Origin of the sequence: Pararoseomonas sp. SCSIO 73927 (assembly GCF_037040815.1) — a bacterium.
Lineage (GTDB): Bacteria > Pseudomonadota > Alphaproteobacteria > Acetobacterales > Acetobacteraceae > Roseomonas.
The window spans coordinates 1,305,211-1,319,566 of sequence record NZ_CP146232.1 but is presented as its reverse complement, the minus strand read 5'-3'; the positions used below and the strand labels follow the sequence as shown (position 1 = coordinate 1,319,566).

Here is a 14,356-nt window from a genome sequence, read left to right as displayed (position 1 = left end):
CGGCGAAGCACGCGGGACTGGGGACAATGCAGGGTGTCTCGCGGATGGCGCCGCCGGCGATGCCGTGCGTCGTGCACATGCCTGGAGCGGTTTGAGCGATGCGAGGCAAGGCTCCGGCACGGCGTCCTCCCGGGCGGCAGAGCGGCGAAGGGCCGCTCCCACTTTACCACCGGATCTACACGGTGTTGCGGCAGCAGATCCTGGAAGGCACCTGGACCGATGGCGTGTCGCTTCCCAACGAGCACGAACTGGCCGCTCGTTTCCAGGTGGCGCGCATCACCATCCGCCGGGCATTGCAGGAACTGGCGCGGGAAGGCCTTCTGGAAAGGCAGCACGGCCGTGGCACCTTCGCGCGGCCGGATGCCGTCTCGCCTCTCCGGCAGAATCTGGGCGGGCTGATCGAGAACCTGCTCATCATGGGGCAGGAAACCAGCGTCAAGGTGCTGGATTTCAGCTATGTGCTGGCGTTAGGAGAGATTGCGGAGGCGCTGCAGATCCCCCCCCAGAGTACGGTTCAGAAATCAGTGCGCGTTCGAAGTCATCACGGGCGGCCATTCTCCTATCTGACAACCTGGGTGCCGGAGGAGATCGGCCTCAGCTACAAGCGCGCGGACCTGGCCCGAAAGCCGCTGCTCGCGCTTCTGGAGGCAGCAGGCTGTCAGGTCTCCCACGCGGAGCAGGTCATCTCGGCCCGGTCGGCGGAGCCAGCGGTGGCCGGCGCGCTCGGCGTGCCTGTCGGCAGTGCGTTGCTCTACGTCCGCCGCCAAGTGCGCGATCAGGACGGACGTGTGGTGGAGTATATCCAGGCGCTCTATCAGCCCGAGCTTTACGATTATCAGCTGGATATGCAGCGCATCCTGCGATCCGGCAAGGCGCTTTGGTCGGTGGCGGGCGAAGCGGCGGACTGACAGCCCCCCTGCCGGCGTCGCGCTCCTCTGCCGAAAGAATGTTCTGAGATGGCCCCTATGCCCTTCGTGGCACGGCCTTTGCGCCCAGCACATCACTGGACAGGAGACGTTCGATGGTCGTGAGTTCCATTGGTCGGCGGATGTTACTTGGCGGCATGGTGGCCGCTCCCTGCATCGGGAAGGCACATGCCCAGCAGGGGTGGCCGGATAGACCGATCCGCATGATCAATCCGTGGGCCCCGGGCGGTCCCTCCGATCTTCTGGCGCGCCCCATCAATCAGCGCCTGACCGAGCGCCTGGGCAAGCCGGTGGTCATGGACAACCGCCCGGGTGCTAACGGAACGATCGCAACCGCGCTTGCGCTGCGCTCTCCGCCGGACGGCTACACGGTCCTGCTGGCCCATGCCGGGCCGCTGACCCTTGCGCCGAACTTCCAATCCAACGTCACTTACGATCCGCTCAAGGATCTCGTGCCGGTGATGCAGATCGCATCGGTGCCGACCGTGCTGGTTTGCCGTCCCGAGTTGGGTGCGGCGGATCTGACGTCCTTCATCACCATCGCCAAGGCGGCCCGGCAGCCACTGTCCTACGCCTCCGTCGGTCAGGGCAGCACCACCCATCTGGCCGCCGAGATGCTGTCCAGGCTTTCGGGCGCGCCCATGTTGCACGTGCCCTACACGGGCTCGACCCAGGCCATCATCGACATGCTGGCGGGCCGGGTCGATTTCGCCTTCTTCAGCATTGGCGCGGTGACCGGCCACCTCGAGGCGGGGCGTCTCAAGGGCCTCGCCATCTCGACGCTGAATCGCATGTCGCGCCTGCCCGACATCCCGGCGGTGGCGGAGACCTATCCGGGCTTCGAGATGAACTCCTGGTACGGCATCGCCCTGCCGGCCGGCGCGCCGCGCTGGCTGGTCGAGCGCCTGCACGGGGAGTGCACCGTGGCGCTGGCGGTGCCAGAGTACCAGCAGCTCGTGCAGGAAAGCGGCATGGTCATCGAGGCCACGGATCCGGACGCCTTCGGCCGCAAGATCGCGGACGATCTAAAGCGCTGGGGCGAGTTCGCGAAGGCCACCGGCATTCGCGCCGGCTGATGCGGCCGGCGAGCCAGCCTTCGGAAGCGACCGGGGCCGGACCGGCCCCCGCTGTCGTGCCCAGTGATCCTTAAGGAAGTCGAGTGATGAGCCTGAACGCGACGCCTGTTCGCATCAGCCGCGGCTTCGCCGATGTGGCCGAGGGGCAGGTTCACTACCGCACGGCAGGCCAGGCGCATGGCGGCCCTCCGTTGATCATGCTCCATCCCTCGCCTGGCTCGGCGAAGATGCTCGAGCCACTGCTCGGCGCCGTCGGCCAGCGGCGCTGGGTCCTGGCGACCGACACGCTAGGCAATGGTGACTCCTCCGCGCCACGGCACGGCGAGCAGCCTCCCATCGCCTATTTCGCCGATGCCCATCTCCGCGCGCTGGATGCCCTCGGCGTAGGAAGCTTTGACCTCTACGGGTCCCATACCGGCGCCAACATCGCCTGCGAGATCGCCATCGCGCAGCCGCACCGCGTGCGCAGGCTCATCCTGGACGGTGTGTCCCTCTATGAGCCCGAAGAACAGGCCGAGATGCTCGCGAATTATGCGCCGGGCGTGACGATCGATCTCCACGGGAGTCAGCTCAACTGGATCTGGCACTTCGTGCGGGACGTCTATCTTTTCTGGCCGTGGTACCGACGTGACGCGGCCCATCGACGCAACCTGGGGCTTCCGAGCGCGGACGAGTTGCACGATAAGGTCGTCGAGGTGCTGAAGGCGGCCCGGACCTACCACGTCCCGTATCGGGCGGCGATCGCCTACGATAAGGTGGCGCGCCTCCCCCTCGTGCGCGTGCCCACACTGATGGCCTGCGCCAGAACCGACATGTTTCTCACCTATTTTGACCGTGTGAAGGACCTTATTCCCGGTTCTGAATCGATGATCACACCGGGGACCGGCGGTGCCGAGGCGCTGGCCGAGACCGTGGGCCGTTTTGCGGAGTTTCTCGATCGCACTCCCTGAACTCGCATCCTCTTGGGTGACCACGCAGCTGAGCATCACGACAATGCATCGCTCGACGGAGCCGCAGCCGACCTTGAGGCTTGAATATGCCCCGCACGGCCTGATGGGCCTCCTGACTCCGCAAGCCAATACGACGGCGGAGGCCGAGTTCGGCCTTCTCTGCCCGCGCGGCGTCGGCATGGTGACGGCCCGGCTCACCAGCGCGCGGCCCGGTATGGTTGACCGCCTGCTGGAGTATATCCGCGGGCTCGACGATGTGTTGGACCGGTTCGGAAACGCGCCGATCGGCGCCTATGCCTTCGCCTGCACGGGCGCATCCTACTATGTCGGCGTGCTAGCGGAGGATGCGTTGATATCGCGGGTTGAGGCCTCTCGGGGCGTGCGCCTCGTGACGGCGGCCTGCGCCGTGCGGGATGCGCTGGTCGCCCTCAATGCGCGCCGGATCGGGCTTGTCTCGCCATATTCGTCGGATATGACAGAAGCCTCCCGCGGCTACTGGGAGGCGCGCGGCTTCGAGGTGGTGCGCGTCGCGGCCCTCATCCAGCCCGAAGCAGCCTTCCATCCCATCTACACCATGAGCGGCGCGGCGGCGGAGGAGGCGCTGGCCAGCCTCGATACGCCAGACACCGCCTCTTCCGGCCTTGATGCCGTCGTGATGCTGGGCACGGGCCTGCCGAGCCTCGGCTCCATTCTCGCGCGCCCCCGCATCGGCCAGGTGCCGGTGCTCTCCTGCATGCTGGCCCTGGCATGGCGTACCAGCCTCATCCTGCATGGCCGGGATCCCGATGCCGCCAGTCTGCTTGATTGGATTGGTGGCGGGGACTGGGGTCCGCGCTACCGCGAAAGGATGGGATGAGCCTTCTTCGTGGATCCTGTCATCCGGCCGCCATCGTCCGGGGCGGGTTCCGCGTGGCAGGGCCGGAGCCGGCGAGCACGGCCCCGCGGCATCAATCGCCCTGGATGTTGGCCTCCCGCGCCACCGTGGCCCAACGTGTCACCTCTGAGGCGATCAGGGCGGCGTAATCCTGGCGGGTCATGTTGTTCGGGCCGGCGCCGAAGTCCAGCAGCCGCTCCACCGTGTCCGGCGCGGCAAGGCCCTTCGCAAGCGCAGCCCAGAGCGCATCGGCCACGGGAGCCGGCATGTTGGCGGGCCCGGAAAGGCCGAACCAGTTCGTCGCGACGAGTGTGCCGAGCCCGTGCTCGCGCACGCTCGGCACCTCCGGCCAGCGGGTGGCGCGCTCCGGCGTCGTCACGGCCAGCATGCGCAGCCGATCGTTGCGGCCGACGTCCGGCACGGCGGCGATCAGCCCATCGATCTGCCCGCCGAGGATATCCGCGACCGCCGGCGCGGAGCCACGATAGGGCGCGTGGATGATCTGCACGCCGGCCGCGCGGTTCAACAGCTCCAGCTTCGCGTGGCTGGACGTGCCGACGCCGGTGGAACCGAAGCGGACGCTGCCCGCCCTCGCGCGCTCGATCAGCTCCGGCAGGGTGCGGATCGGGCCGTCGGCGGCCACCACGATCGCGCTCGGCACGGCGGCGATGAGGCCGATCGGCGTGAAGTCGCGCACCGCGTCGTAGGGAATGTGCTTCGACACCGCGGGGCCGATGGCCTGCGAGGCGATGTTGGACAGCACGATCACATGCCCGTCGGGCGCGGACTTGGCGACGAGGTCGCTGCCGATCGCGCCACCAGCCCCGCCCCGGTTCTCGACGATGACGGTCTGGCCGAGAGGCGCCTCCATCCCGCGCGCGGCGAGGCGGCCCAGGAGGTCCGTCGTGCCGCCCGGGGTGAAGGGAACGACGAGGCGCACCGGACGGTTCGGGCGCCAGGCGGGTTGGGCCAGCAGGGCAGGGGCGGGCAGAGCACCGGTCGCGGAGAGCAGGGCGCGGCGGGAAAGGGTCATGGGGGCCAGATCCTGTGCTCAGTTCACGGTGATGCCGGCGTCCCGCACCACGCCGCGCCAGCGCGCGAGGTCTCCGGAGACGAGCCGGCCGAGATCGGCGCGACTGCCGCCTTCCACCACGAAGCGGATGCGCTCCAGGCGCTCCACCACCTCGGGCTGGCGGAGGACGATGGCAGCTGCGTCGTGCAGCGCTTCAACCACCGCATCCGGTGTGGCGGCAGGGGCGAAAAGACCGGTCCAGGAGAGGGAATGGAGATCAGGCAGTCCCTGCTCGGCCATCGTCGCGACATCCGGTGCCCAGGACAGGCGACGGGGGCCGGCGACCGCGATGATGCGCAACTGCCCGGAGGTGATCTGTGGCGCGGCGGTACCGGAGTTGACCATGGAGAGCGGCACCGTGTTGCCGATCACCGCCGTGATCGCGGCAGCGCCGCCGGCAAAGGGAACATGCGTCGCCTTCAGGCCGGTGCGCAGAAGGAACAGCTCGAAGCCGAGCTGCTCCGAGGAGCCGATACCGGAGGAGGAGAAGGACAGGGTGTCGCTCCTCCCGGCCATCCAGGCCTTGAGTTCCGCCACGTCCCGGGCCGGCACGCCGGGATTTACGACGATGACGTTCGGTGCGCTCATCGCCAGGATCACCGGCTTGAAGTCGCGTTCCGCATCGAAGCCGGGGTGCTGCATGACCACGGGCTGGATCGTCATGGTGCCGCTGGCGTTCACGAGCAGCGTATGGCCGTCCCCCGGCAGGCCGGCGACGATGCGCGTGCCGACGACCCCCGTTGCGCCTGGGCGGTTGTCGATGACGACGCTCTGCCCGAGGACCGCCTGCAACCCCGGTTGCAGGGCGCGTGCGCAGAGATCCGTGGCGCCTCCGGGCGGGAAGGGGACGAGCAGCGTGACGGGCCGCGTCGGGCGCCAGGCGGGCTGTGCCAAAGCCGGCCCGGCGCCGGGAACCGCCGCGGTGGAGAGAAGGGCAAGGGCTTCGCGGCGGCGCATGGTGGTCTCCGTGCCGGATGGTTGTGCGATTGCGGGCATGGTGCGGTTGACGGGTGCGGCGTCGCGGCCGAGCTTGCCTGCCATGAGCAAGATCGAGGCCGGAACCGGGATGAACGAGCCGCAGCGCGTGCGCGAGACGCTGGCCGCGCTGCGAGACGAGCGCGGCTATGTCCTGCCGCATCACGGCCTGATGGCGGCGGCCTTGCCGGAACTGCACGCGGCCTATCGCGCGACCTACCGCGTGCTGACACTCGATGAGCAGCACCTGTCGCCGCTGCAGCGGGAATGCGTGTGGCTGGCCATCCTGGTGGCCTGCGATGAGGCCGTGGGCACGCATCACGTCGCGCAGTTCTATCGGCACGGCGGCGACGACCGGCTGGCCGGCGCGGTGTTTCGCCAGACCTCCTGGGCTATGGGCGCGGACGCGCTCGGCTTCCTTGCGAAGTCCTGGGCCTCGCAGTTTCCGGGCTTCGACGCGGCGCGTTCCCTTCTCGACGGCGCGGCGGCGCTGAATGCATCGGGCGATCTGCCCGATGCGACGGCACGGCTGCTTCGCCTGGCCGTGCACGCGGCGCGCGGCAATCTCTGGGCGCTGGGCGTCGAACTGGAGGACGCCTACGGGACAGGCTTGGATGAGCGGTGGATGGCGGAGGCGCTCAGCCTCATCATCTGGCCGCGCGGGGTGAACCCTTTCGTGCGGGCCGCCGATGTCTGGCTCGCGCTGCTGCGCAGCGGGCGCGTGCGGCCCACGCCGCCCTTCGCGGCCTGGGCCGAGGCGGCGGGCCAGGGACCGCTCGCCCTGCCCGAAACCCCGCCAGCCCCGGAACGCTAGGGCCGGCGGGCGCATCAGGCGGAAGCCGCGAGGGCGCCCTCGAAGAAGCATCGCCGGTCCCGCGCACCGCGCATCATCAAGGTGATGTCGTTCTCGGTCAGGATCATCCGCATCCCGGCTCGGAGGAATCCGTGCCAGGGGCCTTCCTCCTTCGGTCCGCCCATACCGGCGAAGAGGCCGTGCCGCCGGGCGGCCGTGCCGGTGCGCTGCACCGCATCCAGCAGCTCGGGTGCATCGTAGCGGCCGGGCAGGCCAAGGTCCCAAAGCAGATCGGAGCCGCCGATGAACAGTCCGTCGATCCCCGGGGTGGCAGCGATGGCCTCGACATTCGCGACCGCCGTGCGGCTCTCGATCATCACGACGATCACGACCTCCTCGTTGAAGATCGCACAGGCCTCGGCCAATCCCTTGTCGTAGCCGAAATGCGCGAGGGTCCCGGGAACGGAGAGGTTGCCGCGCGGGGCGAAGCGCGCGCTTCGCGCGACGGCGGCCGCCTGTTCCGGCGTATCCACATGCGGCACGACGAGGCCGAGCGCCCCATTGGTGAGCAGCCCCGCGATCTCACGCGGGTCGTGGCTCGACGGGCGCGCAAGCGGCAGCAGCCCGGCGCGGATCGCGGAGAGGGCGATGTCGTGCGCCAGATGCGGCGAAGCCGGGCTGTGCTCGAAATCGATCATCGCCCAGTGGAAGCCACAAGCAGCGAGGATCGGGCCCGCCTCGGCACTGCGCGAGATCCGCAGATTGCTGCCGAGGGCGAGCTCGCCCGCGCGCATCCGCGCACGGAACGCCGTTCCCGGGCGGGGGCTCACGCGGGCTGCTCCAGCAGCGGCGACCCGATCAGGGCGTCGGGAAAGCGCCAGAGCGTCCGCGGACGGCCCGCGAGGATCGCAAGGGCCTCGCGAACCCGGTCGAAGGCCTCGCGCACCGCGGCCCGGCCCTCGATCACGCAGCCAAAGCCCGGGCACAGGCGGTCGATGGCACAGGTAGCCTGGATGCGGTCCAGGTCGCGGATCACCGGGGCCGGATCGATTCCGATCAGCCAATCCATTTTCGCGGAGAGGAAGAGCGCTGCGTCCTCCGCCCGCATCGGGACCTCGCCCGGCGCGCGCAGACGGGAGAGGCCAGGGGACCAGGCGGCAGCGGGGCGGGTGAGGAAGGCAAAGGCATCGGAGGTGAAGAGTGTGCGGGTCTCGCGCTCGTAGAACCAGTTGGTGGCGAGCAGGCGCAGCTCCACCCGCAGCACCTCCAGCCGTAGCCGGCCGATCTCGGTCACGGTGCCGGGCGCGATGCGCGCGGCGCGCAGGCCGGGCACAGATTCGATGCGGGCGGCGGCATCGGTCTCCTCCATGCCCTCGAAGAAGTCGAGCGGGTTCAGGACTCCGGCATAAAGCACCTCGCTCACCCCGAACTCACGGAGGATGGCGGGCAGGTTGATCATGCTGTCCTGCTCGCGGCGTGTGGTGATCAGGCGCCGTTCCGTCGTGCCCCCAAGCGTGCGCGCGATGCCGTCGGCGATCAGCGGCCAATGGATCGCCAGGCCGGTGTCGATCATCAGCCAGCTACCACCATCGCGCAGGACATAGCCCTGCACCGGCAGCAGGCCGCGGCCCTCCGGCGGGAGCCAACTGACCGGGCGCGCCGCCACCTCCATCCATCCGCCGGTCGCGTAGAGCGTGCCGGGAACGACCTCTGAAAAGCCCTCCGTCTCGGCGCTCATACAGCGACAGGCTTCATGGAGATGCCCTGCTTGAACAGGGGCAGCGTCTCCGCCGGGGTGTCGACAACGCAGCCATGAGCGCCGGCGAGAAGGAGCGGCCGCAGGCGCGCGATCAGCTCGTCCATCTCGGGGAAGCTCGGGCGGCTGTCGGTGAAGCGCGGCCAGTGCAGCGCCTTGTCGTTGAAGTCCTGCATCATCGCGATGTCAGGGGGCGGGATCTCACCGCTCAGGTGATCGCACTGCCCGGGGACATGCGCGTGGAAGTAGGCGCAGGCATCGGAGAGGAAGAGGATGCGATCCTTCGTGTCGAACCCCCAGAGCGTGTCGGGCAGGTCGCGCCACACGGGGGGCAGGAAAAGGAAATGGCGGTCGCCCAGGTCGAGGGAGTCGCCGGGCTCGACCTGCCGGAAGCGCGGGGCGAGGGAGGGGTGGTAAAGCGGGTAATCCCGGACATCACCGACCGCGATCGCGTCCGGGAACTCCCGCATCCAGCGCTCGAGCAGGCCGGAATGGGGCAGCTCGCTATGCGTGGGGAAGATGTAGTCGAGCGGACGGCCATCCAGGAAGGCGGCCACGTCGGCCCTCACCTCGTTCCAGTGAATCGGGTGGCCCGTATCAATCAGCACCGTCCTGTCGCGACCCTTCAGCAGGTACAGCGAGTAGTGCGCGTGCATGTCGGGCACGCTGCTGGCGAGGCAACGGCCGGTCCACAGGCAGTCCGGCGTGATCGCGCGCGGCAGGGTGCCGGTGCGGGCGAACCCGGCCTCGTGGTGATGCGGGCTGGTCATCCCGGGCGTAGCTCCTCGACAGGTTATGGGGTGGGCCACAGGGGCGGGCATCACCGTGTGGCGGTGCCCTCGGGCAGCCAGGCCCAGGGGCGGCGGCCGCGGTCGGCCTCGGCGAAGGCGGCGATGGCCTCGGCGTAGCTCAGGGTAAGGTCCACGTCGCTCCAGCCATTCAGCAGCTTCGTGCGCCAGACCGGGTCGATGGTGAAGGACCAGCACAACTCGCCGGCCCGGACGCTGCCGGCCTCCAGATCAACGGTGACCTCTCGGCCGCCCGCCTCCAGCCAGGCGAGCAGAGCCTCGATCGCCTCCTCCTCCAGCGGCGCTGGAAGCAGGCCGTTGTTCACGGCATTGCTGCTGAAGATGTCGCCGAAGCTGGGAGCCAGGACGCAGCGGATCCCGTGATCGACCAGCGCGTAAGCGGCGGCCTCGCGCGAGGAGCCGCTGCCGAAGTTGCGGCGGGCGACGAGGATGCCGCTGCCCATGCGCTCCGGCCGGTTCAGCGGGAACTCCGGGTGCGGCGCGCCATCCGCGCCGAAGCGGAGGTCGTGCAGCAGGAAGTCGCCGTAGCCGGCGCTGCGGGGGCGGCTCATGAAACGGGCGGGGATGAGCTGGTCCGTGTCCACGTTCGCCTGGGGGAGTGGGCAGGCCGTGGCGGTGAGGAGGCGGAAGGGCTGCATCAGGCGCGGCCTTTCAGAAGCGGCCGCACATCGGTGAGATAGCCCGTGACCGCCGCGGCGGCGACCATGGCCGGTGACATCAGATGCGTGCGCGACCCCTTGCCCTGGCGGCCCTTGAAGTTGCGGTTGGTGGTGGAGGCGCAGCGCTCCCCGGCGGCGAGGAGGTCGCCGTTCATGCCGACGCACATGGAGCAGCCGGATTCCACCCATTCTAGCCCGGCCTCGATGAAGATGCGGTCCAGCCCTTCCGCCTCCGCCTGGCGCTTAACGGGGGTGGAGCCGGGGGAGACGAGGCCCGGCACCTTCGAGCGGCGCCCCGCCAGCACGGCGGCGGCGGCGCGCAGATCCTCGATCCGGCTGTTGGTGCAGGAGCCGATGAAGACGCGGTCCACCACAACGTCCGAGAGCTTCTGGCCGGCATGAAGGCCCATATAGTCCAGCCCGTCACGGATCTGCGCGGCGCGCGACGGATCGGTGACACGGCCGGGGTCGGGCAGGGTGGCGGTGACGGGCAGCGCATCCTCCGGGCTGATGCCCCAGGTGACGATCGGCACGATCTCCCGGGCATCGAGGGTCAGGCTGCGGTCGAAGGCGGCATCGGCGTCGCCGGGCAGGGCCATCCAGGCCTCGGCCGCGCGGTCGAACCCGGCACCCTCCGGCGCGAAGGGACGGCCGCGTAGGAATTCGAGGGTGGTGGCGTCGGGCGCCACCATGCCGCACCGAGCGCCGCACTCGATGGAGAGGTTGCAGAGCGTCAGGCGACCTTCCATGGAGAGGGCACGCACCGCCGATCCGGCATACTCCACCGCATGCCCCTGCGCGCCATCGGCGCCCAGTCGCGCGATGACGGAGAGCGCCAGATCCTTCGCGCCCACCCCGGGGGCCAGCACGCCCTCCACCGCCACGCGCATGCGGCGGGGACGGCGCTGCCACAGGGTCTGCGTCATCAGCACATGGGCGACCTCGGAGGCGCCGATGCCGAAGGCCAGCGCGCCGAACGCGCCGTGGGTGGAGGTGTGGCTGTCACCGCAGACGATCGTCAGCCCCGGCAGGGTCAACCCCTGCTCCGGCCCGACGACGTGCACGATGCCCTGGCCGGGATCGTCCAGCCCGAAGAGGCGGAGTCCGTGCTGCGCGGCGTTGTCGGAGATCTGCGCGACCATGCGGCGGATGGGTTCATCGGCGATTGGACCGCCGCGGCCGCGGGTGGGCACGTAATGGTCGGCCACGCCGACATTCTGCGAGGGCCGCGCCACCGCGGCGCCGCGCGCGCGGAGCTGGTTGAAGGCGTGGTGGGAGCCCTCGTGGAAGAAGTGGCGGTCGATCAACAGCAGCGCCTGCCCATCCTCCCGCGTGAGGATGACGTGCGCGTCCCAGACCTTGTCGAACAATGTTCGAGGCGCGGCATCCGCCATACCCTCTTCCCCGTTCCCGTCCGTTTCCGTTGGCGGACGATAGGCACGGCAAAACACTTGATGCAATCCTCCTGTTCTGTAACCTAGACTGCGTGCTGTCTTGGATATAGGACAGGAGCGGGGTGAGAGGCGGGCGATTGAACGCGGCGGTGGAACCTTTCAAGGCGCGCCGGATCTATCTGGTGTTGCGCGACCGCATCGCCGGCGGCTCCCTGCCGGTCGGCGCGCGCCTGCCAGGGGAGCCCGATCTGGCGGCCGAGCACGGCGTGGCGCGCGTGACCATCCGCCGCGCGCTGGACCAGCTTGCACAGGACGGGCTGGTGGAGCGTCGGCCGGGCGTAGGCACCTTCGTGCGCGGCGGCGCGGCGCTACCGCCCACCGTGGTCGATTTCTCCGACGTCTTCTCCCACCTGAAGGAGATGGGGCGACGCACCGAGGTGCGGCTTCTCTCCTTCGGCTACGTCCTGCCGCCGCCCGGCGTGGCCGAGAGCCTGGAGCTGCCGCCGGGCGAGGCCGCGCAATGCGCCGTGCGCGTGCGCCGCATGGCCGAGGGGCCCTTCTCACATCTCACGACGCATGTTCCCGGGCGGATCGGCCGCACCTATTCCGAGGCGGATCTTGCAAACCAGCCGCTGCTGGCGCTGCTGGAGCGCTCCGGCTTGCGGATCGGTCGCGCGCGGCAGAGCATCGGTGCCGCCCTGGCCGGGCCCGAGACGGCCCAATGGCTTGAAGTGGAGATCGGCGCTCCGCTGATCGCGCTGACCCGCCTCGTGCAGGATGAGGACGGGCGGCCGGTGGAGCATCTGCGTGCCCTCTATCGCCCGGACCGATTCTCCTTCGAGATGCAGCTCCAGCGCACGGGCGCCGACGGCGAGCGGCGCTGGAGCCCCCTGTCGCATCCCGGTGAGGCCATGATCACCGCACAGCGGGCGGCGCGGCCGCGGAAACCCGAGAGGACCTCCTCACGATGATCCATCCCCTCCTTCCCCGCCGCGCGCTGCTGGGTGCCGGCGCGGCCGGTGCGGCGCTGCTGGCGATGCCCGCGCTGCTGCGGGCGCAACCAGCCGCTGTGAAGATCGGCCTGCTGCAGCCGCTGACCGGCGCCCTGGCCCAGGACGGCGATCTCGGCCGCTTCGGTGCCGAGGCAGCGGTGGCGCAGATCAACGCCGCGGGCGGGCTTCCCGCCCTGGGCGGCGCCAGGGTGGAACTGGTGGTGGCGGATGCGCGCTCCAACCCCGAGGCAGGGGCGCAGGAGGTGGAGAAGCTGCAGGGCGAGGGCGTGGTGGCCATCGTCGGCGGCTTTGCGAGCCCGATCTGCCTCGCAGCCAGTCAGGCGGCCTCGCGCTACGACCTGCCCTATGTCGTGGATGTGGGGGTGGCGGACCAGATCACCTCGCGGGGTCTGGCCAATACCTTCCGGTTCGCGCCGGGCTTCGGCACCGTCACCTCGGCCGCGATCGAGAACCTGGTCCGCCTGAACGACGCCGCCGGCAAGCCCTGCAGGACCGTGGTGCTCGTTCATGAGGACGGGCTCTTCGGCTCCGGCCTGGCGAGGCTCATGGCGACGGAGCTGCCGAAGCACGGCTTCGAGGTGCTGGAAACCATCGCCCACCCGACGCCGGCACGCGACATGAACAACATCGCGCTCCGCCTCCGCTCCCTACGGCCGGACCTGCTGGTTCCCTCCTCCTATTACGGCGAGTTCGTGCTGCTCTCCCGCACCATGCGGCAGCAGCGCATCCGGCCGAAGGGCATCTATGCCGTGCTGAACGGTGCCGCCTCCAACTACCGCTTCGTCAAGGAATTCCCGGACGCGGCGCTGGGCGTGATGGACTGCAATCACTGGCACGACCCCAAGAATGCCGAGGCCATCGTGCTGAAGCGGCAGGCGGATGCCGCGGGGAAGTTCTGGGGCTACAACATCCCGCTCAACTACTCCTGCGTGAAGCTGGTGGCCGATGCGGTGAACCGCGCCGGCGCGGCGGACCGGGCAAAGGTGATCCAGGCGCTCGCGGCCTCCGATTATGCGGGCCACATCATGCCCTACTCGCCCACGCGCTTCGTCAACGGCCAGAACGCCGGCGCGCGCCCCGTGAACACGCAGGTACAGGACGGCGACATCAAGGTGGTCTACCCCACCGAGGTGGCCGACGCCCGGGCCGTCTTTCCGATCCAGGGCTGATGATCCCGCCCGCCATCATCGCGGAGGCCCTGGTGAACGGCCTCCTGGCCGGCGCGGCCTATGCGCTGGTCGCGCTGGGCCTCACCCTTGTCTATGGCGTCCTGCACATCGTGAACTTCGCGCACGGGGCCCTGCTGACCTGCGCCATGTTCGCGGCCTGGGGATTGCACGCCACCTTCGGGCTGGATCCCTATCTCGCGATCCTCCCGATGGCGTTTGCCTTCTTCGGATTCGGCTACGCGCTGCAGCGCTGGGTGATCGGCCCCTCCAGCCACGGGGAGGACGGCAACACACTACTCGTCACGCTCGGCCTCTCCATCATCCTCGAGAATGCGCTGCTGGCCCTGTTCCGCTCCGACACCCGCACGCTCGGCACCGATGCCGGTTTCGACGTGGTGGAGCTGGGGCCGATGCTGCTCTCCCGGCCACGGCTGATCGGCTTCGCGGTGGCGCTGGTCACGGCGGGGCTGCTCTGGGCGCTGCTCTCCGCGACCGACACAGGCAGGGCGATCCGCGCGGTGTCGAAGGAGCGGCTGGGCGCGCAGCTTGCCGGTATCGATCCGCGGCACATCTTCGCCGTGACCTTCGGCCTGGGCTGCGCCTGCCTGGCCGTTGCCGCCTGCCTGCTGCTGCCGACCTTCTACGTCAACCCGCGCGTGGGCAACGCCTTCGTGCTGGTGGCTTTCACCATCGTCGTGCTCGGCGGCATGGGATCGATCCCCGGGGCTCTGCTGGGCGGGCTCTTCATCGGGGTGGTGGAAAGCCTCGGCGGCCTGCTGCTGGGCGAGAGCCTCGGGCAGCTTGGCATCTTCCTCATCTTCATTCTCGTGCTTCTGCTGCGGCCCACGGGCCTGTTCGGGGCCCGTGCATGACGGACGGTCCTGAGGACG

The 14,356-nt window shown here is 69.5% G+C and carries 15 protein-coding genes; 8 read left to right on the top strand and 7 right to left on the bottom strand.

Annotated elements, in window-relative coordinates:
• Positions 1–98 precede the first annotated feature (98 nt).
• The 4 genes from VQH23_RS06270 to VQH23_RS06255 all read left to right on the top strand — a co-directional run bounded on the left by VQH23_RS06270 (position 99) and on the right by VQH23_RS06255 (position 3,808).
• The gene (locus tag VQH23_RS06270) at positions 99–908 is read left to right on the top strand and encodes a GntR family transcriptional regulator (RefSeq protein WP_338664773.1); all 810 of its coding nucleotides are present in this window, start codon (positions 99–101) and stop codon (positions 906–908) included.
• 113 nt (positions 909–1,021) lie between these two features.
• Positions 1,022–2,002, top strand: coding sequence for a tripartite tricarboxylate transporter substrate binding protein (locus tag VQH23_RS06265; RefSeq protein WP_338664772.1), 981 nt, complete (start codon positions 1,022–1,024; stop codon positions 2,000–2,002).
• Between the two features lie 86 nt (positions 2,003–2,088).
• Positions 2,089–2,952 (top strand): alpha/beta fold hydrolase, encoded by an 864-nt coding sequence (locus VQH23_RS06260; protein WP_338664771.1) that lies wholly within the window; start codon positions 2,089–2,091, stop codon positions 2,950–2,952.
• A gap of 16 nt (positions 2,953–2,968) precedes the next feature.
• Entirely contained in the window at positions 2,969–3,808 is an 840-nt protein-coding gene (locus tag VQH23_RS06255; RefSeq protein WP_338664770.1) for a hypothetical protein, read from the top strand.
• Positions 3,809–3,899: 91 nt separating this feature from the next.
• Here the strand turns inward: VQH23_RS06255 and VQH23_RS06250 are convergent, their stop codons facing one another.
• Both VQH23_RS06250 and VQH23_RS06245 read right to left on the bottom strand, forming a co-directional pair.
• A complete protein-coding gene (locus VQH23_RS06250; RefSeq protein WP_338664769.1) occupies positions 3,900–4,859 on the bottom strand; it encodes a tripartite tricarboxylate transporter substrate binding protein in 960 nt (319 codons plus the stop codon).
• A gap of 18 nt (positions 4,860–4,877) precedes the next feature.
• Positions 4,878–5,939, bottom strand: coding sequence for a tripartite tricarboxylate transporter substrate binding protein (locus tag VQH23_RS06245; RefSeq protein WP_338664768.1), 1,062 nt, complete (start codon positions 5,937–5,939; stop codon positions 4,878–4,880).
• Here VQH23_RS06245 and VQH23_RS06240 point away from each other — a divergent pair.
• Entirely contained in the window at positions 5,938–6,687 is a 750-nt protein-coding gene (locus VQH23_RS06240; RefSeq protein ID WP_338664767.1) for a hypothetical protein, read from the top strand. The genes VQH23_RS06245 and VQH23_RS06240 overlap by 2 nt on opposite strands.
• Positions 6,688–6,701: 14 nt before the next feature.
• On the opposite strand, the gene VQH23_RS06235 is transcribed toward VQH23_RS06240, so the two are convergent.
• Genes VQH23_RS06235 through leuC form a run of 5 tightly spaced genes read right to left on the bottom strand, consistent with a single transcriptional unit; the run spans position 6,702 to position 11,284 of the window.
• Positions 6,702–7,496, bottom strand: a complete 795-nt coding sequence (locus VQH23_RS06235; RefSeq protein ID WP_338664766.1) for an aldolase/citrate lyase family protein — start codon at positions 7,494–7,496, stop codon at positions 6,702–6,704.
• On the bottom strand, positions 7,493–8,404 hold the full coding sequence (locus tag VQH23_RS06230; protein WP_338664765.1) for a hypothetical protein: 912 nt from the start codon (positions 8,402–8,404) through the stop codon (positions 7,493–7,495). The genes VQH23_RS06235 and VQH23_RS06230 overlap by 4 nt, the downstream gene beginning before the upstream one ends.
• Complete coding sequence (locus VQH23_RS06225; RefSeq protein ID WP_338664764.1) at positions 8,401–9,192, bottom strand: MBL fold metallo-hydrolase; 792 nt, start codon at positions 9,190–9,192, stop codon at positions 8,401–8,403. Before VQH23_RS06225 ends, VQH23_RS06230 begins: the two co-directional genes overlap by 4 nt.
• Before the next feature lie 50 nt (positions 9,193–9,242).
• Positions 9,243–9,869: a 3-isopropylmalate dehydratase small subunit gene (gene leuD, locus VQH23_RS06220; RefSeq protein ID WP_338664763.1), complete on the bottom strand. Its 627-nt coding sequence runs from the start codon at positions 9,867–9,869 to the stop codon at positions 9,243–9,245.
• Positions 9,869–11,284 (bottom strand): 3-isopropylmalate dehydratase large subunit, encoded by a 1,416-nt coding sequence (leuC, locus tag VQH23_RS06215; protein WP_338664762.1) that lies wholly within the window; start codon positions 11,282–11,284, stop codon positions 9,869–9,871. The genes leuD and leuC overlap by 1 nt, the downstream gene beginning before the upstream one ends.
• A 122-nt stretch (positions 11,285–11,406) precedes the next feature.
• On the opposite strand from leuC, the gene VQH23_RS06210 reads away from it, so the two are divergent.
• The 3 genes from VQH23_RS06210 to VQH23_RS06200 are packed head-to-tail and all read left to right on the top strand — an operon-like array spanning position 11,407 to position 14,338.
• Positions 11,407–12,255, top strand: coding sequence for a GntR family transcriptional regulator (locus VQH23_RS06210; RefSeq protein WP_338664760.1), 849 nt, complete (start codon positions 11,407–11,409; stop codon positions 12,253–12,255).
• On the top strand, positions 12,252–13,466 hold the full coding sequence (locus VQH23_RS06205) for an ABC transporter substrate-binding protein (protein WP_338664759.1): 1,215 nt from the start codon (positions 12,252–12,254) through the stop codon (positions 13,464–13,466). Before VQH23_RS06210 ends, VQH23_RS06205 begins: the two co-directional genes overlap by 4 nt.
• Positions 13,466–14,338 (top strand): branched-chain amino acid ABC transporter permease, encoded by an 873-nt coding sequence (locus VQH23_RS06200; protein ID WP_338664758.1) that lies wholly within the window; start codon positions 13,466–13,468, stop codon positions 14,336–14,338. Before VQH23_RS06205 ends, VQH23_RS06200 begins: the two co-directional genes overlap by 1 nt.
• The last annotated feature ends 18 nt before the right edge of the window (positions 14,339–14,356 follow it).

Excerpts from the sequence above, each read along its gene's own strand:
- VQH23_RS06245 (WP_338664768.1), bottom strand. The coding sequence starts at position 5,939 with ATGGCAGGCAAGCTCGGCCGCGACGCCGCACCCGTCAACCGCACCATG.
- VQH23_RS06200 (WP_338664758.1), top strand. The coding sequence starts at position 13,466 with ATGATCCCGCCCGCCATCATCGCGGAGGCCCTGGTGAACGGCCTCCTG.
- leuD (WP_338664763.1), bottom strand. The coding sequence starts at position 9,869 with ATGCAGCCCTTCCGCCTCCTCACCGCCACGGCCTGCCCACTCCCCCAG.
- VQH23_RS06230 (WP_338664765.1), bottom strand. The coding sequence starts at position 8,404 with ATGAGCGCCGAGACGGAGGGCTTTTCAGAGGTCGTTCCCGGCACGCTC.
- VQH23_RS06240 (WP_338664767.1), top strand. The coding sequence starts at position 5,938 with ATGAGCAAGATCGAGGCCGGAACCGGGATGAACGAGCCGCAGCGCGTG.
- leuC (WP_338664762.1), bottom strand. The coding sequence starts at position 11,284 with ATGGCGGATGCCGCGCCTCGAACATTGTTCGACAAGGTCTGGGACGCG.
- VQH23_RS06225 (WP_338664764.1), bottom strand. The coding sequence starts at position 9,192 with ATGACCAGCCCGCATCACCACGAGGCCGGGTTCGCCCGCACCGGCACC.
- VQH23_RS06260 (WP_338664771.1), top strand. The coding sequence starts at position 2,089 with ATGAGCCTGAACGCGACGCCTGTTCGCATCAGCCGCGGCTTCGCCGAT.
- VQH23_RS06205 (WP_338664759.1), top strand. The coding sequence starts at position 12,252 with ATGATCCATCCCCTCCTTCCCCGCCGCGCGCTGCTGGGTGCCGGCGCG.
- VQH23_RS06250 (WP_338664769.1), bottom strand. The coding sequence starts at position 4,859 with ATGACCCTTTCCCGCCGCGCCCTGCTCTCCGCGACCGGTGCTCTGCCC.
- VQH23_RS06270 (WP_338664773.1), top strand. The coding sequence starts at position 99 with ATGCGAGGCAAGGCTCCGGCACGGCGTCCTCCCGGGCGGCAGAGCGGC.
- VQH23_RS06265 (WP_338664772.1), top strand. The coding sequence starts at position 1,022 with ATGGTCGTGAGTTCCATTGGTCGGCGGATGTTACTTGGCGGCATGGTG.